Raw genomic sequence first — 22,313 nt, forward strand, 5'->3', positions numbered from 1 at the left:
AGTTCCTCTTCACTCAGATGTTCGAGGTGATCTTTCGACGGTCCAGGCATAGTTCGTACTCACACTCTAACATTACAAATTTTTCGGCTATCACTATGGCTCGACGAGCAGCCGGGCGGAGCCCGACGACAGCGTGGAACACGGTTCCACTGGCAGCCGGGCGGAGCCCGACGACAGCGCCGAACACGGCGGCAACGGCGTGACGGTCTCCGCGGGCGTTCTCGCGGACGGGACGGGGATCTATCTCGAGGACGACGGCGCCGGGATCGCTCCCGAGAACCGCGACAAGGTCTTCGACGCCGGCCATTCGACCCGACGCGACGGGACCGGCTTCGGCCTGCGGATCGTCGAGCGGATCGTCGAGTCACACGGCTGGGAGATCAGGGCCACGGAGGGCGAGGCCGGCGGCGCGCGGTTCGAGATCACGGGCGTCGAGTTCGTCGCGGACGACGCCGTCGAGTGAGCCGAAATCGACCGCGCCGACCCGATCACCCGCCGAGATGCGTGATGTCGCGGCGAAGCGCGTATCCCCTGGGGACCCCGACCAATCCGAGACACGTCTCACACAACACCCGCTCGTAGTCCCGGTTGGTCTCCTTCTCGAGGAGCGACACCGCCTCGAGCGGGAAGACCGACTCGCACCTATCGCACTCCGCCTTGTCGCCGTCGACGATCTTCATTCGACAGCCGGTTCGTCGGACCGATATAAAAGACCGCGGGCGGCGCTATCACTCGTCGAAACGGAGCGGTTCAAAAAACGCGGTACTGCGGGGCGATATCGCCCCGGCGTCCGACGCGGTGGGTGCCGGGTTCAGCCGAACAGCTCGCCGAGACCCTCGCCGCCGTCGCCTTCGTCCTCGTCGTCGTCGGCTTCGGCCTCCTCGGCCTCCTCCTCCTCGTCGTCGGCTTCGGCCTCCTCGGCCTCGTCCGCGGAGCCGCCGGCGGCCGCGCCCGCGGCGGGAGCCGCGGCGGCCGTCTCGATGGCCTCCTCGATGTCGACGTCCTCCAGCGCGGCGACGAGCGCCTTGACGCGGGATTCCTCGACGTCGACGCCGGCGGCTTCCAGCACGCCGGTGACGTTGTCCTCGTTGATCTCTTCGCCAGTCTCGTTCAGGATGAGCGCAGCGTAAACGTATTCCATTGGTGTAACCTCGTGTTATCCGAACATCGCGCCGAGACCCTCGCCGCCGTCGTCGCCGTCGTCCTCGTCGGCGTCGTCGTCGGTGGAATCCTCGGCGTCTTCCGTGTCTTCGTCCGCCTGTTCTTCCTCGTCGTCGTCGGCCGCCGGCTCCGGTGCCGGGGCGGCCTCGACGCCCTGGAGCTCCTCGGGGAGCGCCTCCTCGTCGTCGATCTGCGCGGCGAGCGCGCGGAGCTGGGCGTCGGCCTTCCCGATGAGGTCGGGCACGACGTCCGGGCTCTCGATCTCCGCGAACAGCCCGACCGACTTCGCCTCGCCGGAGGCCTTCGCGAGAAGGGTGCCGGCGGTGGCGGCCGTCGGGTAGGCGGCGTTGACGGAGAGGTTGCGCGCGGCGGCCGCGGCGGACTGGACGTCCGCGCGGTACTCGTCCACGTCGATGGCGAGCTCGTCCGGCTCGAAGAGGACGCCCTCGGAGTAGACGCCCTTCAGGTCGAGCCCGACCTCCTTCGGCTCGATGCCGAGCTCGGTCAGGACGTTCGCGAGGTCGTCGTCGACGACCTCGCCCTCCTCGAGAACCTTCGAGTCCTCGGTGACCTTGATCGACCCGTCCATGATGCGCGCGGACGCGCCCACGGTCTGGAGCTCGCCGACGAACGGTCCCGGATCGACGCCGGTGTCACCCTCGGGGATGACGACGTCGTTCGGGGCGACTTCGCCCGCGTTGATCGGGGCCGGCGTCTTCGAGGCCTCGAGCTGCTTGTAGAGCCCGAAGGGGTTGTCGTTGGTCCCGATGAGCGCGACCTGACCGGAGACGTACCCGGTCAGCTCCTCGACGCCCTCGTCGACCTCCTCCAGCGCGCGGATCGTGAGCGTGTTGCGGCTCATCCGGACGTCCGCGGAGCCGTGAAGCTCGCGGCGCATGGCCTGGAGCTGGCGGCTCGGGATGCCGGCGACGCCGACGATCCCGACGGAGTTGAACGAGTCGATGAACTCGACGAGCTCGTCGACCTCCTCGCGTTTCCACTGCGGGATCGTCTCGGTCTTGCGGACGGTGCTCATACGGGCACCTCCTTCGCGGGACCCATCGTGGTCTTCACGTAGATCCCGTCGATGTTGAGCGGACCCTTCTCGAGGTCGGCCTCGAGTCGGCGGATGATGACGTCGATGTTGCTCGAGATGTCCTCCGAGGACATGTCCTCCGCGCCGACGCGCGTGTGGAACGTGCGGCGGTCACGGGAACGGAGCTGCACCGTGTTCTTCATCCGGTTTACTGTCTCGACGACGTCGTCGTCCGGCTGTAGTGGAGTCGGCATCTTGCCGCGCGGACCGAGGACGGTACCGAGGTACCGACCGATGTCCTGCATCAGGTTGGCCTCCGCGACGAAGAAGTCGGTATCGTCGGCCAGGTCCTTCGCGCGGTCGTCGTCGTCTCCGAGGTCCGCGAGGTCCTCGCCGTCGAGGACCTCGTCGGCGACTTCGGCGGCGCGGACGGCGGTTTCGCCCTCCGCGAAGACGACGATGCGTGTCTCCTGTCCAGTTCCAGCCGGCAGCACGACGGACTCGTCGACGCGATTCGACGGATCGTTGAGGTCGAGGTCTCGCAGGTTGACGGCGAGGTCCACCGTCTCGCGGAAGTTCCGCTCGGGGGCCTCATCGAGTGCGAGGGTCACGGCCTCTTGTATTGTGTCTGCCATTTTCACCTCCGTAGTACGCAGGTCGCTCCTACGGGTCAGTGAAACAGGCGAAGCCTGTCTCATCGGAGAGTGGCCCATCGGACGCTTAAAACCGTCGAAGCGGCGTTCCGCGTGTGAATCGGCGACAGCCCTCGACGCGGCGGAGCGGCGCGGTTCCACTGCGGATCCGACGTGAATCCGGTGCGGAGCGGCGCGGACCCGAGGCGGAACCGGCCGAGGTCGACCCGTGTACGACGCGTGTCGAACCCCGATATCGTCGGATAGGGGAACCCTTTTGACGACGCTCGCCGACGCGTAACCCAATGACTCAGGGTGGTCCGGCGTGACGATGGACGACCGCATCGAGGACCTCCGGGACCGCCGCGAGCGGGCCGCGAAGGGCGGCGGCGACGAGCGGATCGCCGCCCAACACGAGAAGGGGAAGATGACCGCCCGCGAGCGGATCGACTGCTTCCTCGACGACGGCACGTTTCACGAGTTCGACCGGTTCCGCACCCACCGGAACCACACGTTCGGGATGGAGGAACAGCGACTCCCGGGCGACGGCGTGGTGACGGGGTACGGCGAGGTGAACGGTCGGAAGACGTTCGTGTTCGCCCACGACTTCACCGTCTTCGGCGGGTCGCTCGGCGAGGTGTTCGCCGAGAAGGTGTGCAAGGTGATGGACAAGGCGATGGACGTGGGCGCGCCCGTCGTCGGGCTCAACGACTCCGCGGGCGCGCGGATCCAGGAGGGGGTCGCCTCCCTCGGCGGCTTCGCGGAGATATTCCGACGGAACACGGAGGCGTCGGGCGTGATCCCACAGATCTCGGCGATCATGGGGCCGTGTGCCGGCGGCGCGGTGTACTCGCCGGCCATCACGGACTTCACGTTCATGGTGAAGGACACCTCCCACATGTTCATCACCGGACCGGACGTGATCGAGACGGTCACCGGCGAGGAGGTGAGCTTCGAGGAGCTCGGCGGCGCGGTCACCCACACTTCGACGTCCGGGGTCGCCCACTTCGCCGAGGAGAGCGAGGAGGACGCCCTCGACGGGATCGCCCGGCTGCTCTCGTACCTCCCGCAGAACAACGTCGAGGATCCCCCGCGCGTCGAGCCGTGGGACGACCCCGAGCGCGCCGACGAGTCGCTGACCGAGGTGGTCCCCGACGCCCCCCGGAAGCCCTACGACATGCACGACGTGATAGACGGCGTCGTCGACGAGGGCTCCTTCTTCGAGGTCCAGGAGAACTTCGCGAAGAACGTCGTCGTCGGCTTCGCCCGCCTCGACGGTCGCTCGGTGGGGATCGTCGCCAACAACCCCCGCGTGAACGCCGGCACGCTCGACATCGAATCGAGCCAGAAGGCCGCGCGGTTCGTCCGCTTCTGTGACGCGTTCAACGTCCCGATCCTCACCTTCGAGGACGTGCCGGGATTCATGCCCGGGACCGACCAGGAGCACGACGGGATCATCCGGCACGGCGCGAAGCTGCTGTACGCCTTCTCGGAGGCGACCGTCCCCCTCCTGACGGTCATCACCCGGAAGGCGTACGGCGGGGCCTACTGCGTGATGTCCTCGAAGCACATCGGCGGCGACGTCAACTACGCGTGGCCGACCGCGGAGATCGCGGTGATGGGCCCGAAGGGAGCCGTGAACGTCCTCTACCGCGAGGAGCTCGAGGCCGCCGAGGACACCGAGGCGCACAGACGGGAGCTCATCGACGAGTACCGCGAGGAGTTCGCGAACCCCTACACCGCGGCCGACCGCGGCTTCGTCGACGACGTGATCGAGCCGACGGAGACCCGCGCCCGCCTGATCGACGACCTGGAGATGCTGACCGGAAAGCTCGCGCAAGGGCCCGACAAGAAACACGGCAACATCCCGATCTGAGATGGCGACGGACTCGCCCGCGGAGGAGGCCGACACGTCGGGGGAAGGAGACGACACGCCCGGGCCGGACGCCCCGATCGCGTCGGGGGACCTGCGGATCCCCGACGACGCCGACGACGCGGAGGCGGCCGCCATCGCGGTCGCGGTCGCGGCGCACCTCCGGGACCGCGAGGCGGCGGCTGCGGCCGCCGCGGCCGACCACGCCGACCTCGGCTGGCGCGGCGACCGTTGGGGATTCGCCGGGCGATTGGAGTCGGTTCGGGGCCGTCGCGCTCGCGTTCCCGAGACCGCGCCCGCCGACCCGTGGACGGCTGCCGGCCGGCTCGACCGGTTCTGAGCCCGAGAGCCGGTCGCCCGTCCCGCGCCCGGTCGTTCACTCCTCCGGGTCGGGATCGGGATCGATATCGGGCTCGGCCGCGTTCCCGCCGCGGAGTACCCCGACGACGCGGTTCACGACGATCGGGACGACGCCGGCGATGAGGACGAGGACGGCGACCCGGACCAGTACGGAGGCGTCGGTCAGCGCCGAGAGCCCGAGGTAGACGGCCGCGCCGACGAGCACCGACGGCAACACGTAGGGGTTCCCTGCCGAGAGCATACCCGACGATCCGGGCTCGGTACCCCTTAACTGTATTCAGGCGCTAAGTCCCCTTCCTCACGGAGCAACGCAGGGAGCAAAGCGACCGAGTAGCGCAGTAGGGAGGGGATGCAGCGCCGTCATCGCCTCCCAAACACTCCGCGACAACCGACCCACAGGCCCACACAATCACAACTCTTATTTATGTATCTTGTGTATAATGTGTTGTGACGACTCGCAAAAACATCTCCATCCGCGACGACCAAGAGGAGTGGATTCAGGACAATCACCTGAATCTCTCTTCATTCGTCCAAGAGAAACTGGACGAACTTATCGAGGAACGAGAGTCATAGATGTACTACAACTACAAGTATCGACTCAACCCACCGGAAGCCTTCTCCGAGACGCTTCTACATCACGTCGATACTTGTAGACAACTCTACAACCACGTCCTCTACAAACTCAACGGGACCGACGAGATTCCAGCCCGCTACAAGGTACAGGGAACGCTCCCCGACCTCAAATCGTGGTGGGACGACCTGAACGACATTCACTCGAAAGTGTTGCAGATGGTCGTCAAGCGCGTCTACGACAACCTCTCCACGCTCAAAGCACAGAAAGAGGACGGACGCGCCGTGGGAATGCTCAAGTGGAAACCGCCTCGGGAGTATCGGTCGCTCACCTACAACCAGTCCGGCTTCAAACTCAAGAACACGAGTGGTCGGCCTGTCCTGTGGTTGAGCAAAATCGGTGAAATACCGATTCACCTTCACCGAGACATCCCCGAGAACGCGACTATCAAACAGGTCACGGTCAAACAAGAACCTACGGGCGAGTGGTTCGCTGCGTTCGGCATCGACGTGGACGAAGGCACTCCCGAGAAGTCGGAGAATCCAGAGCGAATCGTCGGAATTGACGTTGGTACCCTGAAGTACGCACATGATACGGACGGAACCGCTGTCGAGTCACCAAATTTCTCCGACGAGCGCGAACGATTGGAACGTGCCCAACGCGAACTCTCTCGGAAGGAACACGGCTCGAACAACTGGGAAGAACAACGTAAGACCGTTGCCCAACGTCACGCCGACCTGAAACGGAAGCGCCGAGACTTCTTCCACAAATTATCGAACTACTATGCCCGTGAGTACGACCTTGTGGCCGTTGAGGACTTGGATGCGAAGGGGTTGGTTGAACTCCCCGGCAACTCTCGGAACCGAGCCGGAGCCTCGTGGAGAACGTTCCTGCGAATGCTCGAATACAAGTGCGAACGCGAAGGCACGCACTTCATCGCCGTAGACCCCCGAGGCACGACCAAAGAGTGTGCGTCGTGCGGAACGGAGACTGACAAACCGTTGTGGGTGCGTGAGCATTCGTGTCCGTCGTGTGGGTTTGAGGCAGACAGAGACGCGAATGCGTCGTGGAATATCCTTTCTCGCGGTCTTGACGAAGTAGGAGTGGGACACTCCGAATCAACGCCTGTGGAGACTGCGCTCCCTGCGGATACGCCTGTATCTGTAAAGTGCGTCGTGGAAACAGGAAGCCCCACCCTCAAGGAGCGAACGGCGTCAGCCGTGAGCGAGTAGGGTGGGGTAGTTCACCCGTCCCGGACCGACAGAATGAGGTGCGTATTCCGAGAACGGGCCGACAGCATGTTCGACAAGGTACTGGTCGCGAACCGCGGCGAGATCGCCGTCCGCGTGATGCGCGCCTGCGAGGAGCTGGGCGTCGAGACGGTCGCCGTCTACAGCGACGCGGACAGACACGCCGGCCACGTCCGCTACGCCGACGAGGCGTACAACGTGGGGCCGGCCCGCGCGGCCGACTCCTACCTCGACGGCGAGGCGGTCGTGGACGCCGCGCGCGCGGCCGACGCCGACGCGATCCACCCCGGCTACGGCTTCCTCGCCGAGAACGCCGACTTCGCGGCGCGCGTCGAGGCGGCCGACGGGGTGACCTGGATCGGTCCCTCGAGCGACGCGATGGAGCGGCTCGGCGAGAAGACGCACGCCCGCCGGGCGATGGCCGACGCCGAGGTACCGATCGTTCCGGGGACGACGGAGCCCGTCACCGACCCCGGGGCCGTCCGCGAGTTCGGCGCGGAGCACGGCTACCCGGTCGCGATCAAGGCCGAGGGCGGCGGCGGCGGTCGCGGCATGAAGATCGTCGAGGCGGCCGACGAGGCGGAGGAGGCCCTCGAGTCGGCCAAACGCGAGGGAGAGGCGTACTTCTCGAACGACTCCGTCTACCTCGAGCGGTACCTCGAGACGCCGCGGCACGTCGAGGTCCAGGTCGTCGCGGACGACGCCGGCGTCGTCCACCTCGGGGAGCGCGACTGCTCGCTCCAGCGCCGCCACCAGAAGGTGATAGAGGAGGGCCCCTCCCCCGCGCTCTCCGACGGGTTGCGCGAGCGGATCGGCGAGGCGGCCCGCCGCGGCGTCGCCGCCGCCGACTACGCCAACGCCGGGACCGTCGAGTTCCTCGTCGAGGAGGACCCCGACCGCGACCCGGCCGAGCCGCTCGGCCCCGACACGCCCTTCTACTTCCTCGAGGTCAATACCCGGATCCAGGTCGAACACACCGTAACCGAGGCGTTGACGGGAATCGACATCGTGAAGGAACAGCTCCGGATCGCGAGCGGCGAGGGGCTCTCGATCGCCCAGGACGACGTCGAGCTCTCGGGCCACGCGATCGAGTTCCGGATCAACGCCGAGAACGCCGCCGAGGGGTTCCAGCCCGCGAGCGAGGGGCGACTCGACACGTACGACCCGCCGGGCGGGATCGGGGTCCGCGTCGACGACGCGCTGCGGCAGGACGACGAGCTCGTCACCGACTACGACTCGATGATCGCGAAGCTGATCGTGTGGGGGCGGAACCGCGAGGAGTGTCTCGCCCGTTCGCGGCGCGCGCTCGCCGAGTACGACGTCGACGGCGTCGTCACGATCGTCCCGTTCCACCGGCTCATGCTCTCCGACGACCGGTTCCTCGCGGGCACGCACACGACGAAGTACCTCGACGAGGAGGTCGATCCGGACCGGATCGCCGACGCACAGGAGCGGTGGGGAACGGCGTCCTCCGGATCCTCGAGCGACGACGAGGACGGCGACGGGGAGGTGACCCAACGGGAGTTCACCGTCGAAGTGAACGGCAAGCGGTTCCAGGTCGACCTCGAGGAGCGCGGCGCGCCGGCGATCCCGACGTCAGCGGGCGGGTCCGGTGGATCCGGCGGCGACCGCCGAGAGCGACCCCCGCAGGCGACCGACACGGGCGACGACGACTCCGGCGGCGTCGACGTCGCGGAGGGCGGCGAGGCGGTGAAAGCGGAGATGCAGGGGACGATCCTCTCGGTCGACGTCGCGGAGGGCGACGAGGTCGCCGCCGGCGACGTGGTCTGCGTCCTCGAGGCGATGAAGATGGAGAACGACGTGGTCGCCGAGCGCGGCGGCACCGTCGCGAGCGTTCACGTCGGGGAGGGAGACGGCGTCGACATGGGCGACGTGCTGGTCGTCCTCGAGTGATCGGCACGGCCACGACCCGTGCGACGGCGACTCAGGGCGCCACGACCGCGACCCCGTAGATCGCCACCGCGAGGAGGCCGCCGACGGCCAGCGACTTGACGTTCAACCGAACCGCTCGCCGCCGGTCGGCGGCGAGCGCCTCCGGGTCGTCGACCCGTTCCGTTCCGTCGCCCGCGTCGAAGACGCCCATGCCGGCGAAGCCGACGCAGAACCGCTCGCGATGCTGGAAGTATCCCATCGCCGCCCCGTACAGCGGGAACGTCGTGAGAACCAGCGTCCAGCGCGGCCACCCGACCGCGAGGATCGCGGCGACGAGGGCGGCCGCGGCCAGAAGCGAGACGACGCCGAGCAGGAGCCGTCGCCGCCGCTGGGCCGGCCCGATGTTGCAGACCCCGGGTTGATACTCCATGTCGGGCGTTCGACCGGACGGCCAAAAGGACGTCGCGGATCGGTGGAGGGTCGACCACGCGAACCCGACCGCGTCGAAGTCGACCGACGCGGACGCGACGGAAGATCGACCGGATCCCGTCGAGGGCCGCCCGGACGACCTTTTATATCCCGTAGGGCCACAGTACGGATCGAACCGGGAATGACCGATCGATCACGCGAGGAGACGGACCTACGGCGGTACGAGACCGTCCTGGAATCGCTCGACGACGGCGTCTACGCCGTCGACCCGGAAGGGGTCATCGTCTACGTCAACGACCGGTACGCCGAGATGAAGAACACCGGTCGCGAGGAACTCCTCGGGACCCACATCTACGAGTGGGCAACCGACGAAGCGGCGAGGAAGGCGCGTCGGGCACGCGAGGAGGTCGACGCGGGCGACCGCGACGTCGGGGTGATCGAGTACGACTTTCAAACTGCCGCCGGCGAGACGTTCCCCGTGGAGATGCGGTTCGCCCGGGTCCCCGAGGACGACGGCATCGACCGCGTCGGCGTCATCCGCGACATCACCGACCGGAAACGGAACGAGGAGGAACTCCGGCGGAAGAACGAGCGGCTCGACGAGTTCGCGAGCATCGTCTCACACGACCTCCGGAACCCGCTCAACGTCGCGACCGGGCGGCTCGAACTCCTCCGCGAGGAGTGTGACTCATCACAGATCGACGACATCGAGCGCGCACACGACCGGATGCGGTCGCTCGTCGACGACCTCCTGTCGCTGGCGCGGGCGGGCGACGAGCTGGACGAGGCGGAGCGGGTCGAACTCGACGCGCTCGTCCGAGCGGCATGGCGGAACGTCGCGACCCGGGACGCGACGCTGCGAGTCGACGGCGACCTCGCGTTTTCGGCCGACGAGAGCCGGCTCGTGGGACTCCTGGAGAACCTGATCCGAAACGCGATCGAACACGGCGGCGACGAGGTGACCGTCACCGTGGGCGCTCTCGCCGACGGCGGGTTCTACCTCGCGGACGACGGCCCCGGGATCCCGGAGGACCATCGTGAGGCGGTCTTCGAGAGCGGCTACACCACCGTGGAGGGGGGAACCGGATTCGGCCTGGGCATCGTCGAACAGGTCGCCGAGGCGCACGGTTGGAGGGTTCACGTGACCGAAGGAACCGAGGGCGGCGCACGCTTCGAGGTCCGGGGCGTCGAGCCCGCGGAGTGAATCGAAGGCCGGCGGACGGGGGAACGGTTCGCGGTGGCTCCCGGCGATCGCCCCCGCGGTAGCAATCCTGAATAGGGGGCCCCTCGATCGACGGACGTGAAACGGATCCAACTCGGGAACACCGTCTTCGAGGGCGAGAACGACGCCTACCTCATCGAGGCGGACCGGACGACGCTCGTCGACACCGCCGTCGCGGTCCCGTCGGCGCGCGCGGACCTGCGGGAGGGACTCTCGGAACACGGCGTCGAGTTCGCCGACGTCGACGCGGTGGTGCTCACACACTGGCATCCCGATCACGCCGGGCTGGCCGGCGAGATCCAGGCGGCGGGCGACGCGACCGTGTACGTCCACGAGGCGGACGCCCCGCTCGTCGACGGCCGGGAGCGTCCCTTCGCGATGGACCCCGCGGCCCAGCGTGAGACGTTCGACCGATGGGGGCTGCCGACGGACGCGCGCGAGCGGTTGACGACGTTCTTCGAACGGGAGGGAACCGACATCTACGGCCGCGAGGCCGACGTGACGCCGATCGTCGACGGCGAGACGATCGACCTCGGCGGGGTGGAACTGGAGGCGGTCCACCTGCCCGGACACACCGCGGGGCTCTGCGCGTTCGCGTTCGACCCGCGGACGGTTCCGGGACACGATCCCGTCCGCGGGGGCGACCGAGCGGGCGAGGACCCGCCGGCGGAGGCGTTCACCGGCGACGCGCTGCTCCCGCGATACACGCCGAACGTCGGCGGGGCGGACGTCCGGGTCGAGGAGCCGCTCGCCGCCTACGCCGGCAGCCTCGTCCGGATCGTCGAGCGGGACTGGGACGCCGCACACCCCGGCCACCGCGAGCGGATCGACGAGCCGAGCCGGCGGGCCGCGGAGATCCTCGACCACCACCGCGACCGCACCCGGCGGGTGCTCGACGTCCTGGAGTCCGGACCGGCCACCGCCTGGGAGGTGTCGGCGGAGCTGTTCGGCGACCTCGAGGAGATCCACACGCTTCACGGGCCCGGGGAGGCGTTCGCACACCTCGACCACCTCGAGCGTGCGGGCGTTCTCGAGCGCGACGGGACCGCCTACCGCCTCCTCGACCCGGACCCGATCGTGGCCGATCTGTTCCCGACGACGGCGCTCGACGCGGCGAGTCGATGACCCGACCGCCCGGATGATCCCGCCCCTCCGCCGACCTGGAGGCCCGCCGCCCTCGCCGAAAGCTATTCCCGCTCGAGCGCGCATCTACCGTCGTGAAGCGGGAGACTCTCTCGACCGCCCTCCTCGCCCTCCTCGCGGTCGTCGCCCTCGGCATCGCGGCCGCGACCCTGGACTCCGCGGTCGCCGTCGACGGGGGCGGCGGGTTCAGCGGCGGCGTCGAGGGCGGCGCCGGCCCGACGGACGACCCCGGCGAGGTCAGCCCCTCGGAGACGTCGGGCGGGCCGACGGTCCTGGCGTTGCCGCCGATCTGTTATCCCGTCCTCCGGAGTCCGTCGGCGCTGTTGCTCCTCGCGGCGGGCCTGTTCGTGATCGGCGCGCTCGCGTACCGCGATACCGGATCGCGGTTCGCCGCGGCCGTCGTCGCGGGTACGGTCGGGTTCCCGGTCGGCGTGGTGTGGTACGGCCTCTCGAGCTGTCGGGACCCAGAGACGGTCGGGGAGCTCGACCTCGGGCTCGCGGGCGAGGAGGAGGGGTTGCTCCCGGCGGGCGGCGGCGGGGGATCGGGGCTCGCTGGCGGCTCCGGGAACGTCTCGACGCCCGAGGCGGTGTTCCTCGCCGTCGTCGTCCTCGCGATCCTCGTCAGCCTCCTCGTGTTGGTGGCGGCCGCCGGCGACGACGACGAAGCGTCTCCCGGGAGCCGCGGACCCGCGGAGCCCGAGCCGGACCGGACGGATCCGGACCTCGCCGCGGTCGCACGAGCCGCGGGGGAGGCGGCCGACGGGATCGAGGGCGACGCCGGCGACAACGGGGTGTACCGGGCGTGGCGCGGGATGACCGAGGCGCTCGAGATCGACCGTCCCGCCTCCGCGACGCCGACGGAGTTCGCGGCCGCCGCGGTCGAGGCCGGCGTCGACGAGGAGCCCGTCTCGGAGCTCACCGAGGTGTTCGAGCGGGTGCGGTACGGCGGCGCGGACCCGACCGACGACCGGGAGCGACGGGCCGCGGCCGCGCTCCGTCGCATCGAGGCGGAACACGGGGGTGAGCCGTAGTGCGCCCGCTCGCGGCCGTCGGGATCGCGGCGGTCGCCGCCGGCTTCCTCGTCGCCGTCGACCGGGGGCTCGCGAGCACGCTCGACTTCTCGTGGGTCGTCGTCACGCTGATCGGCCTGCTCGGCGTCATCCAGGGCGTTCGGTACGCGAGCGCGCGCCGCGGTCGGGAGCGACGGTCGACCGACCTCGGCGAGCCCGAGCGACGGGAGCGGGCGGCGGTCCCCGGCGCGGACTTCGACGCGACGGTCGCTCGCGCCGCGTCCGCCCGTCGGCGTCGCGGTCGCGCCGCCCGTGACGACGTGCGATCGCGGGTGCGGGCGGCCGCGGTCCGGACGGTCGCCCGGGAGCGGAACTGCTCGCGCGAACGCGCCGCCGAACTCGTTGAGGAGGGGACCTGGACCGACGACCGCACCGCCGCGGCGTTCCTCTCGCGGTCGGCCAGCTACCCGCTCCGCGATCAGATACGGGGCGGGTTGCCCGGAAGGTCGACGTTCCGGATCGGCGTGACCGCCGCCGTCGACGCCCTCGAACGGGCGACGACCGGGATCGACGCCGGCGGGCAGCGAGTCCCCGGGCGGAGCGAAACCGACGACGGAACGGGAGGGAGCGAATGACGGCGGCCGAACGGGATCGAGTCGATCCGGCGACGACCGCGGCGTCGGAACCGGACGAGGTGGTCGGAGGGGACGGCGATCCGGCGTCGACCGATGACGGCACGAGCCCCGCCGCCACCGACCGTGAAGACGGCGGGGACGCCGCCCGCGACTCGCCGACAGAACGCCGGGCGCTCCGCGCGTTCGACACGGGGCGGTGGGTCGGGGTCACGGGCGTCGCGCTCACGCTGGTCGGGATCGGCATCGCGCTCAGGCAGCCGGGGACGGTTCTCGTCGGGGCCGCGGCGGTCGGGTACGGGTTGTACGCGCGCCTCGGCGAGGCGGACGAGGCGGAACTCGCGGTCGAGCGCGAGGTGAGCGACCGGACGCCGGACCCCGGCGACGCCGTGACGGTGACGGTGCGCGCGCGAAACGTCGGCGACGCGCCGTGTCTCGACCTGCGGCTCGTCGACGGGGTGCCGCCGGGACTCGAGGTCGTAGCCGGTCCTGCGCGGGTCGCCACCGCGCTCCGATCGGGCGCGAGCGTGACGTTCTCGTACGCGGTCCGCGCGAGCCGCGGGGACCACGAGTGGGGGACGATCCGGGCCGTGGTCCGCAACGCCGCCGGCTCCCGCGAGCGCCTGACGGAGCTCGAGACGCCGACCCGGCTGACGTGTACCCCGGAGCTGGCCGCGGGCGGCGAGCTCCCGCTTCGGGGGTTGACGACGGTCTCGCACGGTCGCGTCCCGACCGACGTGGGCGGGTCCGGCGTCGAGTTCTACGCGACCCGCGAGTACCGCCGGGGCGACCCGCTCAAGCGGGTCGACTGGAATCGGCGGGCGCGAACCGGCGAGCTGGCGACGCTGGAGCTCCGCGAGGAGCGGGCCGCGACGGTCGTCCTGCTCGTCGACGCCCGCGAGCCTGCGTACGTCGCCGCGAGGCCCGATGCCGACACCGCGGTGGAGGCGAGCGTCGAGGCCGCGGGGGCCGTGTTCACCGCGCTGCTGGCCGGCGGCGACCGGGTCGGGATCGCGGCGATGTCGCCGCGCGACTGCTGGCTGCCGCCGGGCGCGGGGACCGACCACGCCGTGCGCGGTCGCGAGACGCTGGCGACGAACCCCGCGCTCGCGCCGACGCCGTCCGAGGACCGGTTCTACCGAACCCTGTGGCGCCGTCGGTTCCGACGGCGGCTTCCGGGCGACGCCCAGGTCCTGTTCTTCACCCCGCTCGTCGACGACGTTCCCGTCGACACGGCGCGCCGGCTCGACGCGTACGGCCACCTCGTCACCGTTCTCTCGCCGGATCCGACCGCGTCGGCGTCGCGGTCGACGGCCACGCCCGGTCGCAGGCTGGCCGCGGTCGAGCGCCGGGAGCGGATCCGGACGCTGCGGGGCGCGGGGATCCGCGTGGTCGAGTGGGGTGACCGCTCGTTCGCGGCGGCGGTCGCGGGCGCGAACGGACGGTGGTCGCGATGAGCGCGAACGGGAGCCGCGGGATCGAACCGGGCGGGGAGCGTGGACCGGAGACGAGCGAGGGCCGCGGTTCCGGGGCGGACGAGGACCGCGAGCGCGACACGCGTCCGCCGCTCCTCGCGGTCGTGGCGAGTCTCGTCGCCGCGACGGTCGCGACGGCCGCCGCGGTCGTCGCCGCGCCGACGGGCGGCGCGGTCGTCGGGGCGTCGATCGTCTGTCTCGCGGCCGGGTCGCTTCTCGGCTCCGCGCGCGTCCTGTCGTGGGGGGCCGCCGCGGGGATCGGCGGGATCGCGCTCGCGGCGGAGTTCGGCGGCGGCGCGGAGCCGCTCCTCGTGGCCGGCGTGGCGCTCGCGGTCGCGTGGGACGTCGCCGACCACGGGCTCTCGATCGGCCGCCAGGTTGGAAGGGAGGCCCGAACCCGTCGAAACGTGGCGGTCCACGCCGGCACGTCCCTGCTCGTGGGAACGCTCTCCGCAGTGGTCGTCTACGGGACGTACGTCGTCGCGGCCGGCGGCCAGCCGATCGCCGCGCTCGCGCTGTTGTGCTTCGGCGGTGTCGTCCTGGCGTCGGCGTTCCGGTGAGCGGGACGGACCGACGGCCGACCACGGCGACCTCGGATCGGCGTCGCTTTTGTACCCGGCGGTCGACGGGCGGGCATGGACACCGACGCGACCGCGCCGACGGGGTGGTCGGCGTGACGGACCTCGTGACGTTCGGCGAGACGATGCTCCGGCTCTCCCCGCCGCGGGGCGAGCGACTGGAGCGGACCCGCGAGCTCGACGTCCAGGCCGGCGGCGCGGAGAGCAACGTCGCGGTCGGTGCGGCGCGGCTCGGCGCCGACGCGGTCTGGTTCTCGAAGCTCCCGGAGTCGCCGCTCGGCCGCCGGATCGTGAGCGAGCTCCGGAGCCACGGCGTCCGCACCGGCGTGGCGTGGACCGACGCCGACGCCGGCCGCGTCGGGACCTACTACCTCGAACACGGCGGCGAGCCACGGGGAACGGACGTGATCTACGACCGCTCGAACGCCGCGATAACGACCGTCGAGCCCGGGGAGCTGCCGACGGCCGCGCTCGAGTCGGCCGACTACTTCCACACGACGGGGATCACGCCGGCCCTCTCGGAGACGACGCGGGAGACGACGCGGTCGCTGTTGCGGGCGGCGGGCGACGCGGGCGTCACCCGGACGTTCGATCTGAACTACCGCTCGAAGCTGTGGGACCCGGCGACTGCGCGACGGGCCTACGAGACGCTGTTCGCGGACGTCGACGTGCTGTTCGTGCCACAGCGGGACGCCCACGAGGTGCTCGACCGCGAGGGCGACGCGGTCGAGATCGCCCACGGCCTCGCCTCCGAGCACGACCTCGAGTGCGTGGTCGTCACGCGCGGAACTGGCGGTGCGGTCGCGCTCCGGGACGGATCGGTCCACGAGCAGGGCGTCTTCGAGGCGGAGACGTTCGACGCGATCGGCACCGGCGACGCGTTCGTCGCCGGCTTCCTCGCCGAGCGGATCGACGGGGGCGACGTGCCCGCGGCCCTCGAGCGCGCGGCCGCGACCGCGGCGCTCAAACGCACCGTCGGCGGCGACATCGCGGTCGTGACGTCCGAGGAGGTCGACCGCGTCCTCGAGGGCGACGCCGGGATAGACCGGTGACGTTTCCGACGGCGTAAGCACCGTCCATCGTCCCGCTATCGGGCGGTCGAGTTCGCGGCGGATCGGGCGGTCGAATATCGGATCCGACAATCGACGGGAAACCGTTAATATCCGACTGGCGGAAGATCGACACGTGACCGGAAGAACGATCGGCCCGTCCACGATCGGACGGCGGGACTACAGCTCCGCCACGGACCGTCCGACGACGGAGCGGAGCGCAGGGCGACGGATGGATGACCGCTGAGGGACGACCCCTCCACGTCGGGAGCGTGCCGAACGCGTCGTGGAGCGTGCTTCCCGAGGGGACGCGAACCGTCAGCCGGGTCCCGGAGGCCGACGCCGGCGACGACGTCGTCGTGGTCCTGCTCCGTCTCGACGGGGACCCGACCGAGTCCGACGACGACCGTCCGGACGAGAGACATCGCGACGGGCGGGAGGAGCGAACCGAGCGTGGAGAACGCACCGACCGGGGAGAACGACTCCGACGGGTCAGCGACCGGTTCCCGGAGACGCCGATCCTCGCGTACACCGCGGACGACGACGTCGACGCCGCGATCGACGTGGGACGACGCGGGATCGAGTACGTCTCCGGCCGTCGTCTGGCGGCGGACGAAGAGACCCTTGCGGAGCGGGCGGTTCGCCTCACCGAGGCCGCCGAAAAGAACGAGGGGACCAACGACGAGTTCCTGGAGCGGTTCCTCCGGATCACCGCGGACCGCTCGTTGGAGGTCGAAGCGAAGATCGATCGGTTGCTCGAGCTCGGCCGCGACCGGCTCGACCTGACGATCGGGTTCACGTCGCGGATCGATGACGACGAGTTCGAGCTCACCCGCCAGCTGGGTGCCGACGACCTGCTTCGGTCCCTCGTCGAGGCCGGGGCGGTCGGTCCGGACGGCACCGTCCCGCTGGAGACGACGTACTGTCGCCGGACGATAGAGGACGGCGGGGTCACCGCGTTCTCGAAGGCCGATGCCGACGGATGGGCGGGCGATCCGGCCCACGAGGTGTTCGGACTGGAGACGTACATCGGCGGGCGCGTCGTCGTCGACAACGAGGTCCTCGGGACCCTGTGTTTCGCCGACGAGGAGACGCGCGATCGGGCGTTCACGCCGGACGAACGACTGTTCGTCGAGCTGCTCGCCGAGTGGCTCGGACAGGAATTCGAACGCCAGCGGGCCAGAGACCGGCTTCAGTCGGCGCGGAAACGGCTCGAGAACACCCTCGAGCGGATCGACGACGCGTTCTTCGCGCTCGACGACGACTGGGAGTTCACCTACGTCAACGCGAAGGCGGCGATGCTCCTCGAGCGTGACGCCGACGATCTCGTCGGCACCAACGTCTGGAGCGAGTTCCCCGACGCACTCGAGGAGGCCTACGAGTCCGCCTATCGCGAGGCGATGGAGACGCAGCAGCCGGTCGTCTTCGAGCAGCACTACGAGCCGCTCGACCTCTGGACGAAGGCGCGGGCGTACCCCTCCGAGGAGGGGCTCTCCGTCTTCTTCACGGACGTGACCGACCGGAAGCGTCGCGAGCAGCGACTCGAGCGTCTCCTCGGGACGACGGAGGGGCTCCAGCGCGCGTCGGATGTGGAGGGGATCGCGGAGCGGCTCGTCGACGCCGCCGAGGACGTTCTCGGATACGAAATAAACGGCGTCAGATTGTACGATCCCGGGATCGACGCGCTCGAGGTCGTCGCGCTGAGCGACGGGGCCGCGGACCGTCTGGGGGTTCGACCGCCGCGGGATCCCGGAGACGGCGTCGTCGGCGAGGCCTTCGCAACGGGCGAACCGGTGATCACGCCGGACGTCTCCTCGCGGGATGACGGACGAGAGTACGGGGGCGTCCGGTCGGTGATCGCCGTTCCGCTCGGGGAGCACGGCGTCTTCTCCGTGGCGTCGGCGGAGCCGGACGCCTTCGATGAGTCGGACGTCTCCATCGTCAAGCTGCTGGCAACGAACGGGGCGGCGGCGTTCGAGCGGGTGGAGCGACAGCGACGCCTCCGCACGTACGAGCTGGCGCTCGAGAACGTCGACGACATGGTGTGCGTTCTCGACGTCGACGGGCGGGTCACGTACGCGACGGAGCCGTTCGCGGCGTGGCTGGGAGTCGATCGGGAGTCGCTCGTCGACCGGCCGCTCTCGGCACGCCTCCCGGACGCGAGCGCCGACGCCGTGGCGGAAGCGCTCGCCTCCGTCGTCTCCGGAGCGGACGAGAGAACGGCGAGCGTCGATCTGTGGATCGAACGCGACGGAGAACGGGTCGAGGGCGGACGGGAGGAGGCCACGCGTCGTCGCGGCGAGCTCCGACTCTCCGGGCTCGGGGACGACTCGGCCGGCGTCGTCGGATCGCTCGCCGACACGACCGACCTGTATCGGGCCCGAAGCGAGCTCTCGCAGGAACGCGACCGGTTCGATCGGCTGTTCGAGCGGCTCCCCGACCCGGCCATCGAGGTGATTCATCGAGGTGATGATACGATCGTCCGGGCGATCAACCCGGCGTTCGCCGAACGGTTCGGCTACGACGAGTCGGCGATCCGGGGCGAGCCGGTCACGACGCTTGACCTCCGATACGACCCGCTCGACGAGTCGGCGATCCGGGGCGAGCCTTCGCTCGATCGACGGGTCCGCGAGGAGGGATTCGTCACCGACGAGGTCCGACGACGAACCGTCGACGGTCCTCGGGAGTTCCTCTTCCGCGGGTTCACCTACGAGACGCCGGAGGGAACGCATGCGTTCGGGATCTACACCGACATCACCGAGCGCAAACACCGGGAACGGTATCTCACCATCGTCAATCGAATTCTCAGACACAACCTCCGGAACGAGCTGAACGTCGTCTTCGGGTTCGCGAGCGAGATACAGGGAATGACGGGCGACGACCGCGTCCGCGACTACGCCGCCCGGATCGAGGCGACCGCGGAGCGGCTCGTCGCCCTGGGCGACGGGGCCCGCGAGATCAAGGAGATCGTCGACGAGGGCGTCGAGAGCGATCCCGAACCCGTCTCGGTCGCACCGGTCGCACGGACGGTTGCCGACCGCTGGCGGGACGACCGGCCGGAGGCGCGGATCGACGTGGCGGTTCCTCCCTCGATCGCGGTCCGCGCCGACGACCGGTTCGAGCGGGTCCTCGACCACCTCGTCGAGAACGCGATCGTCCACGCCGGGTCGGGGTCACCGCGGGTGTCGATCGCGGCCGAGCCCGACCCGGACGGCGCGGGCGTCACGGTGACCGTCTCGGACGACGGCCCGGGGATTCCGGAGGCGATCCGCGAGGTCGTCGCGGGCGACACGGAGGTGACCCAGCTCCGACACAACTCCGGACTCGGGCTGTGGATCGTCGCCTGGGTCGTCGAGTCGTACGGGGGGACCGTCCGGTTCGGACCGGGGATCGACGGAGCGGGGACGGCGGTCCACCTCCGTCTGCCCGCCGCCGACGGGGCGGAGTGACGCCACGCGTCACGAGGGCCCGCGGCCCCCGCGGTTCCGACCGGTTTATGGTCGCTCCGCGATCCGGATCGGACATGACCGACGACGACCGACGGGACGGGCTGATCGCGGCGTTGCGCGCGGCCGACGCCGTGAAGTTCGGCGAGTTCGAACTCTCACACGGCGGCACGAGTGACTACTACGTCGACAAGTACCTCTTCGAGACCGACCCCGACTGCCTGGGGCGGATCGCCGACGCGTTCGCCGACCGGCTCGCCGACACGGACGCGAAGCTGGCGGGCGTCGCGCTCGGCGCGGTCCCGCTCGTGGCGGTGACCGCGGAGACGCTCGGCCGACCCTACGTCATCGCGCGCAAGCAGGCCAAGGAGTACGGCACCGGCAACCGGATCGAGGGCCGGCTCGAGGCGGGCGAGGAGGTCGTCGTCCTGGAGGACATCGCGACGACCGGACGATCGGCCGTCGACGCGGTCGAGGCGCTCCGGGAGGCGGGCGCGACCGTGAACCGGGTGCTCGTCGTCGTCGACCGCGAGGAGGGTGCTGCGGAGCTCCTGGCCGACCACGACGTGGAGCTGGAGGCGCTGTTGACCGCGTCGGAGCTGCTCGCGGACCGCGGCGCGGACGACGGGGCGTAGTGCCCGTTCCCCGCAGGTCGCTCTCACGCCTCCGGCGACTCCACCGTCGGGACCGCGACGCGGTCGAGCGCGTCGGCGATCACGTCCGCCTTCGACACGTCATTGACGGTCGCGTCCGGCGTCAACACGAGCCGATGCGCGAGCGTCGGCTCCGCGACGCGTTTCACGTCGTCGGGAGTGAGAAAGTCCCGGCCGGCGACGGTCGCGTTCGCGCGGGCGGCCTCGAAGAGCCGCTGGGTCCCGCGGGGGGAGACGCCCACCTCGACCCGGCGGTCCTCGCGGGTCCGGTGGACGACGGACGCCATGTACGCGAGGAGGTCGTCGTCGACGCGGACCGTCTCCGGGACCGCCCGGAGGTCGGCCACGTCCGCGGGATCGAGCACCCGTTCGGCGGTCGGGCTCCGGTCGGTGCGGCCGGCACGCCGGCGGAGGATCTCGGCCTCGCCGGCCTCGTCGGGGTAGCCGAGCGACGTCTTGATCATGAACCGGTCGAGTTGCGCCTCCGGAAGCGGGAACGCGCCCTCGCTCTCGACGGGGTTCTGCGTCGCGATGACGTAGAAGGGCGTCGGGAGGTCGTGGGTCTCGCCGTCGACGGTGACCTGTCCCTCCTCCATCGCCTCCAGTAACGCCGCCTGGGTCTTCGGCGGGGCGCGGTTGATCTCGTCGGCGAGCACGACGTTCGCGAAGATCGGCCCCGGCGAGAAGGTGAAGGTGCCGTCCCGCTCGTCGAAGACGTTCGTGCCGGTCACGTCGGAGGGGAGGAGGTCCGGCGTGAACTGGACCCGCGAGAACTCCAAGCCGAGCGCGGTCGCGAACGACCGCGCCGAGAGGGTCTTACCGGTTCCGGGCACGTCCTCTAAGAGCACGTGGCCGCGGGCGATGATCCCGAGCGTGACCCGTTCGAGGAACTCGCGGTCGGCGACGACCGCTGACCCGATCTCGTCGATCACGCGGGCACAGGCGTCGGCCGCGTCGGGGACGTCCATACCACCGCCAGCGGGGGAGACGACAAAAGGATTGTCCGGGAGATCGCGGGATCCGAGGTCGATCCTCCGGATCTGCCGTTGCAGATGCACATCTGCGGTGACGCGCGCCCGCGAGCGCCGCCTCGCGGCGCGAGCGGATCGCGCGAGGGAATCGCGAGTGCAAACGAGCGATGAGGCTGGGGAGGCGTGAGGTGCGGGACGGTCGGGTGGGACTCGAAGGGTCAGATCTGACGGTGTTCTCCGCGATCGAGCGGTCCGTTTCGCCCGGAAGACGACCGGTCCGACGGAGACGGCGAACCACGATCGAAACCCATAACATCGCAACCGTCGAACCCGGAGACGAGCCGAGGTAGCCTAGCCTGGCCAAGGCGGTAGATTCGAAATCTACTGTCCATTCGGACACCGGAGTTCAAATCTCCGCCTCGGCGCTTTCTCTCGACCCTCACGTCGACGGCGAGACGCGTCGTCGTCGACTACGTGTCGATCTCGTCCTCGAGCGTGGGGCGGGTTCCCGATCAGAGCGGATTCCCGAGCGACGCCTGTTCGCGGTCGGCGTCGCCGCGGAGCCGTCGTCGGCGCTTGTCGTAGGCCGCCTCGAGCTTGGCGTTCGTCGCCCGCGAGACCAGATAGAGGTCGGCGACGTCGCCGTCTCGGGGGTGAGCGGCGGCCACCCAGACGTGGCCGTCGCCCGTCGAGAGGTCGTCGGCCCACCGCTCGGCGGCGGCGCGGCTCTCGAACGCGTGGCGGGAGCCGTCCTCGAAGACGAGCCGCCCCACCTTCGCGTTGCGCTTGCGCGCGGACGGTTTGACCGCGACGACGACGCTCACGACCGACACTGGGGGCTCATCGATTAAAAACCCCGTCAGACGAGAGGGAGCGGCGAGCGACCGCGGCGATCGAAAGGAATCACACCCCCGGCCCCCATAGCGACC

The 22,313-nt window shown here is 70.0% G+C and carries 22 protein-coding genes and 1 tRNA gene; 15 read left to right on the forward strand and 8 right to left on the reverse strand.

Annotated features, from left to right (window positions below):
* Positions 1 to 133 precede the first annotated feature (133 nt).
* Positions 134 to 463: an ATP-binding protein gene (locus EAO78_RS14355; RefSeq protein WP_122106526.1), complete on the forward strand. Its 330-nt coding sequence runs from the start codon at positions 134 to 136 to the stop codon at positions 461 to 463.
* 25 nt (positions 464 to 488) lie between these two features.
* Here the strand turns inward: EAO78_RS14355 and EAO78_RS14360 are convergent, their stop codons facing one another.
* From EAO78_RS14360 to EAO78_RS14375, 4 genes are all read right to left on the reverse strand, one after another.
* Positions 489 to 680: a hypothetical protein gene (locus tag EAO78_RS14360; protein WP_122106527.1), complete on the reverse strand. Its 192-nt coding sequence runs from the start codon at positions 678 to 680 to the stop codon at positions 489 to 491.
* A 131-nt stretch (positions 681 to 811) separates the two neighbouring features.
* Positions 812 to 1,141 (reverse strand): 50S ribosomal protein P1, encoded by a 330-nt coding sequence (gene rpl12p, locus EAO78_RS14365; protein ID WP_122106528.1) that lies wholly within the window; start codon positions 1,139 to 1,141, stop codon positions 812 to 814.
* Between the two features lie 15 nt (positions 1,142 to 1,156).
* Positions 1,157 to 2,197: a 50S ribosomal protein L10 gene (locus EAO78_RS14370; protein WP_122106529.1), complete on the reverse strand. Its 1,041-nt coding sequence runs from the start codon at positions 2,195 to 2,197 to the stop codon at positions 1,157 to 1,159.
* Positions 2,194 to 2,832: a 50S ribosomal protein L1 gene (locus EAO78_RS14375; protein ID WP_122106530.1), complete on the reverse strand. Its 639-nt coding sequence runs from the start codon at positions 2,830 to 2,832 to the stop codon at positions 2,194 to 2,196. The genes EAO78_RS14370 and EAO78_RS14375 overlap by 4 nt, the downstream gene beginning before the upstream one ends.
* 328 nt (positions 2,833 to 3,160) lie before the next feature.
* Between EAO78_RS14375 and EAO78_RS14380 the strand changes: the two genes are divergently transcribed.
* On the forward strand, positions 3,161 to 4,705 hold the full coding sequence (locus EAO78_RS14380; protein ID WP_122106625.1) for an acyl-CoA carboxylase subunit beta: 1,545 nt from the start codon (positions 3,161 to 3,163) through the stop codon (positions 4,703 to 4,705).
* Position 4,706: 1 nt separating this feature from the next.
* On the forward strand, positions 4,707 to 5,042 hold the full coding sequence (locus tag EAO78_RS14385; protein WP_238987713.1) for a hypothetical protein: 336 nt from the start codon (positions 4,707 to 4,709) through the stop codon (positions 5,040 to 5,042).
* Between the two features lie 36 nt (positions 5,043 to 5,078).
* Here the strand turns inward: EAO78_RS14385 and EAO78_RS14390 are convergent, their stop codons facing one another.
* The gene (locus EAO78_RS14390) at positions 5,079 to 5,303 is read right to left on the reverse strand and encodes a hypothetical protein (protein ID WP_122106531.1); all 225 of its coding nucleotides are present in this window, start codon (positions 5,301 to 5,303) and stop codon (positions 5,079 to 5,081) included.
* Between the two features lie 332 nt (positions 5,304 to 5,635).
* Between EAO78_RS14390 and EAO78_RS14395 the strand changes: the two genes are divergently transcribed.
* Both EAO78_RS14395 and EAO78_RS14400 read left to right on the forward strand, forming a co-directional pair.
* Positions 5,636 to 6,865 carry an RNA-guided endonuclease InsQ/TnpB family protein gene (locus EAO78_RS14395; protein WP_122106532.1) on the forward strand — a complete coding sequence of 410 codons (1,230 nt, stop codon included), beginning with the start codon at positions 5,636 to 5,638 and terminating at the stop codon, positions 6,863 to 6,865.
* Between the two features lie 66 nt (positions 6,866 to 6,931).
* Complete coding sequence (locus EAO78_RS14400) at positions 6,932 to 8,797, forward strand: acetyl-CoA carboxylase biotin carboxylase subunit (protein ID WP_122106533.1); 1,866 nt, start codon at positions 6,932 to 6,934, stop codon at positions 8,795 to 8,797.
* A 31-nt stretch (positions 8,798 to 8,828) separates the two neighbouring features.
* Here the strand turns inward: EAO78_RS14400 and EAO78_RS14405 are convergent, their stop codons facing one another.
* Positions 8,829 to 9,206 (reverse strand): hypothetical protein, encoded by a 378-nt coding sequence (locus EAO78_RS14405; RefSeq protein WP_122106534.1) that lies wholly within the window; start codon positions 9,204 to 9,206, stop codon positions 8,829 to 8,831.
* Between the two features lie 180 nt (positions 9,207 to 9,386).
* On the opposite strand from EAO78_RS14405, the gene EAO78_RS14415 reads away from it, so the two are divergent.
* The 9 genes from EAO78_RS14415 to pyrE all read left to right on the forward strand — a co-directional run bounded on the left by EAO78_RS14415 (position 9,387) and on the right by pyrE (position 20,395).
* Entirely contained in the window at positions 9,387 to 10,409 is a 1,023-nt protein-coding gene (locus tag EAO78_RS14415; RefSeq protein WP_122106536.1) for a two-component system sensor histidine kinase NtrB, read from the forward strand.
* 96 nt (positions 10,410 to 10,505) lie between these two features.
* Entirely contained in the window at positions 10,506 to 11,552 is a 1,047-nt protein-coding gene (locus EAO78_RS14420) for an MBL fold metallo-hydrolase (RefSeq protein WP_122106537.1), read from the forward strand.
* Positions 11,553 to 11,644: 92 nt separating this feature from the next.
* Complete coding sequence (locus tag EAO78_RS14425) at positions 11,645 to 12,601, forward strand: DUF4129 domain-containing protein (protein ID WP_122106538.1); 957 nt, start codon at positions 11,645 to 11,647, stop codon at positions 12,599 to 12,601.
* A complete protein-coding gene (locus EAO78_RS14430) occupies positions 12,601 to 13,215 on the forward strand; it encodes a DUF7269 family protein (protein WP_122106539.1) in 615 nt (204 codons plus the stop codon). Before EAO78_RS14425 ends, EAO78_RS14430 begins: the two co-directional genes overlap by 1 nt.
* On the forward strand, positions 13,212 to 14,669 hold the full coding sequence (locus EAO78_RS14435; protein WP_122106540.1) for a DUF58 domain-containing protein: 1,458 nt from the start codon (positions 13,212 to 13,214) through the stop codon (positions 14,667 to 14,669). Before EAO78_RS14430 ends, EAO78_RS14435 begins: the two co-directional genes overlap by 4 nt.
* Complete coding sequence (locus EAO78_RS14440) at positions 14,666 to 15,247, forward strand: DUF7519 family protein (protein ID WP_238987714.1); 582 nt, start codon at positions 14,666 to 14,668, stop codon at positions 15,245 to 15,247. The genes EAO78_RS14435 and EAO78_RS14440 overlap by 4 nt, the downstream gene beginning before the upstream one ends.
* 104 nt (positions 15,248 to 15,351) lie before the next feature.
* Positions 15,352 to 16,317 carry a bifunctional 2-dehydro-3-deoxygluconokinase/2-dehydro-3-deoxygalactonokinase gene (kdgK1, locus tag EAO78_RS14445; RefSeq protein ID WP_203227904.1) on the forward strand — a complete coding sequence of 322 codons (966 nt, stop codon included), beginning with the start codon at positions 15,352 to 15,354 and terminating at the stop codon, positions 16,315 to 16,317.
* Positions 16,318 to 16,550: 233 nt separating this feature from the next.
* Positions 16,551 to 19,763 (forward strand): PAS domain-containing protein, encoded by a 3,213-nt coding sequence (locus tag EAO78_RS14450; RefSeq protein ID WP_122106541.1) that lies wholly within the window; start codon positions 16,551 to 16,553, stop codon positions 19,761 to 19,763.
* Positions 19,764 to 19,837: 74 nt separating this feature from the next.
* Positions 19,838 to 20,395 (forward strand): orotate phosphoribosyltransferase, encoded by a 558-nt coding sequence (gene pyrE, locus EAO78_RS14455; protein ID WP_122106542.1) that lies wholly within the window; start codon positions 19,838 to 19,840, stop codon positions 20,393 to 20,395.
* Between the two features lie 23 nt (positions 20,396 to 20,418).
* Here the strand turns inward: pyrE and EAO78_RS14460 are convergent, their stop codons facing one another.
* Positions 20,419 to 21,381 carry an AAA family ATPase gene (locus EAO78_RS14460; protein ID WP_122106543.1) on the reverse strand — a complete coding sequence of 321 codons (963 nt, stop codon included), beginning with the start codon at positions 21,379 to 21,381 and terminating at the stop codon, positions 20,419 to 20,421.
* A 343-nt stretch (positions 21,382 to 21,724) separates the two neighbouring features.
* On the opposite strand from EAO78_RS14460, the gene EAO78_RS14465 reads away from it, so the two are divergent.
* Positions 21,725 to 21,809: transfer RNA gene (locus EAO78_RS14465), tRNA-Ser, on the forward strand.
* 87 nt (positions 21,810 to 21,896) lie between these two features.
* Here EAO78_RS14465 and EAO78_RS14470 read toward each other — a convergent pair.
* On the reverse strand, positions 21,897 to 22,208 hold the full coding sequence (locus EAO78_RS14470) for a hypothetical protein (protein WP_122106544.1): 312 nt from the start codon (positions 22,206 to 22,208) through the stop codon (positions 21,897 to 21,899).
* Positions 22,209 to 22,313: the final 105 nt, after the last annotated feature.

The organism is Halobellus captivus (assembly GCF_003697845.1).
In the GTDB taxonomy this organism is placed as follows: Archaea; Halobacteriota; Halobacteria; order Halobacteriales; family Haloferacaceae; genus Halorubrum; species Halorubrum glutamatedens.

Bases quoted from the DNA above. Each gene is read 5' to 3' on its own strand.
- EAO78_RS14370 (WP_122106529.1), bottom strand. From the start codon at position 2,197: ATGAGCACCGTCCGCAAGACCGAGACGATCCCGCAGTGGAAACGCGAG.
- EAO78_RS14360 (WP_122106527.1), bottom strand. From the start codon at position 680: ATGAAGATCGTCGACGGCGACAAGGCGGAGTGCGATAGGTGCGAGTCG.
- EAO78_RS14400 (WP_122106533.1), top strand. From the start codon at position 6,932: ATGTTCGACAAGGTACTGGTCGCGAACCGCGGCGAGATCGCCGTCCGC.
- EAO78_RS14385 (WP_238987713.1), top strand. From the start codon at position 4,707: ATGGCGACGGACTCGCCCGCGGAGGAGGCCGACACGTCGGGGGAAGGA.
- EAO78_RS14440 (WP_238987714.1), top strand. From the start codon at position 14,666: ATGAGCGCGAACGGGAGCCGCGGGATCGAACCGGGCGGGGAGCGTGGA.
- EAO78_RS14395 (WP_122106532.1), top strand. From the start codon at position 5,636: ATGTACTACAACTACAAGTATCGACTCAACCCACCGGAAGCCTTCTCC.
- EAO78_RS14450 (WP_122106541.1), top strand. From the start codon at position 16,551: ATGACCGCTGAGGGACGACCCCTCCACGTCGGGAGCGTGCCGAACGCG.
- EAO78_RS14435 (WP_122106540.1), top strand. From the start codon at position 13,212: ATGACGGCGGCCGAACGGGATCGAGTCGATCCGGCGACGACCGCGGCG.
- EAO78_RS14375 (WP_122106530.1), bottom strand. From the start codon at position 2,832: ATGGCAGACACAATACAAGAGGCCGTGACCCTCGCACTCGATGAGGCC.
- EAO78_RS14405 (WP_122106534.1), bottom strand. From the start codon at position 9,206: ATGGAGTATCAACCCGGGGTCTGCAACATCGGGCCGGCCCAGCGGCGG.
- rpl12p (WP_122106528.1), bottom strand. From the start codon at position 1,141: ATGGAATACGTTTACGCTGCGCTCATCCTGAACGAGACTGGCGAAGAG.
- pyrE (WP_122106542.1), top strand. From the start codon at position 19,838: ATGACCGACGACGACCGACGGGACGGGCTGATCGCGGCGTTGCGCGCG.
- EAO78_RS14380 (WP_122106625.1), top strand. From the start codon at position 3,161: ATGGACGACCGCATCGAGGACCTCCGGGACCGCCGCGAGCGGGCCGCG.
- EAO78_RS14415 (WP_122106536.1), top strand. From the start codon at position 9,387: ATGACCGATCGATCACGCGAGGAGACGGACCTACGGCGGTACGAGACC.
- EAO78_RS14390 (WP_122106531.1), bottom strand. From the start codon at position 5,303: ATGCTCTCGGCAGGGAACCCCTACGTGTTGCCGTCGGTGCTCGTCGGC.
- EAO78_RS14460 (WP_122106543.1), bottom strand. From the start codon at position 21,381: ATGGACGTCCCCGACGCGGCCGACGCCTGTGCCCGCGTGATCGACGAG.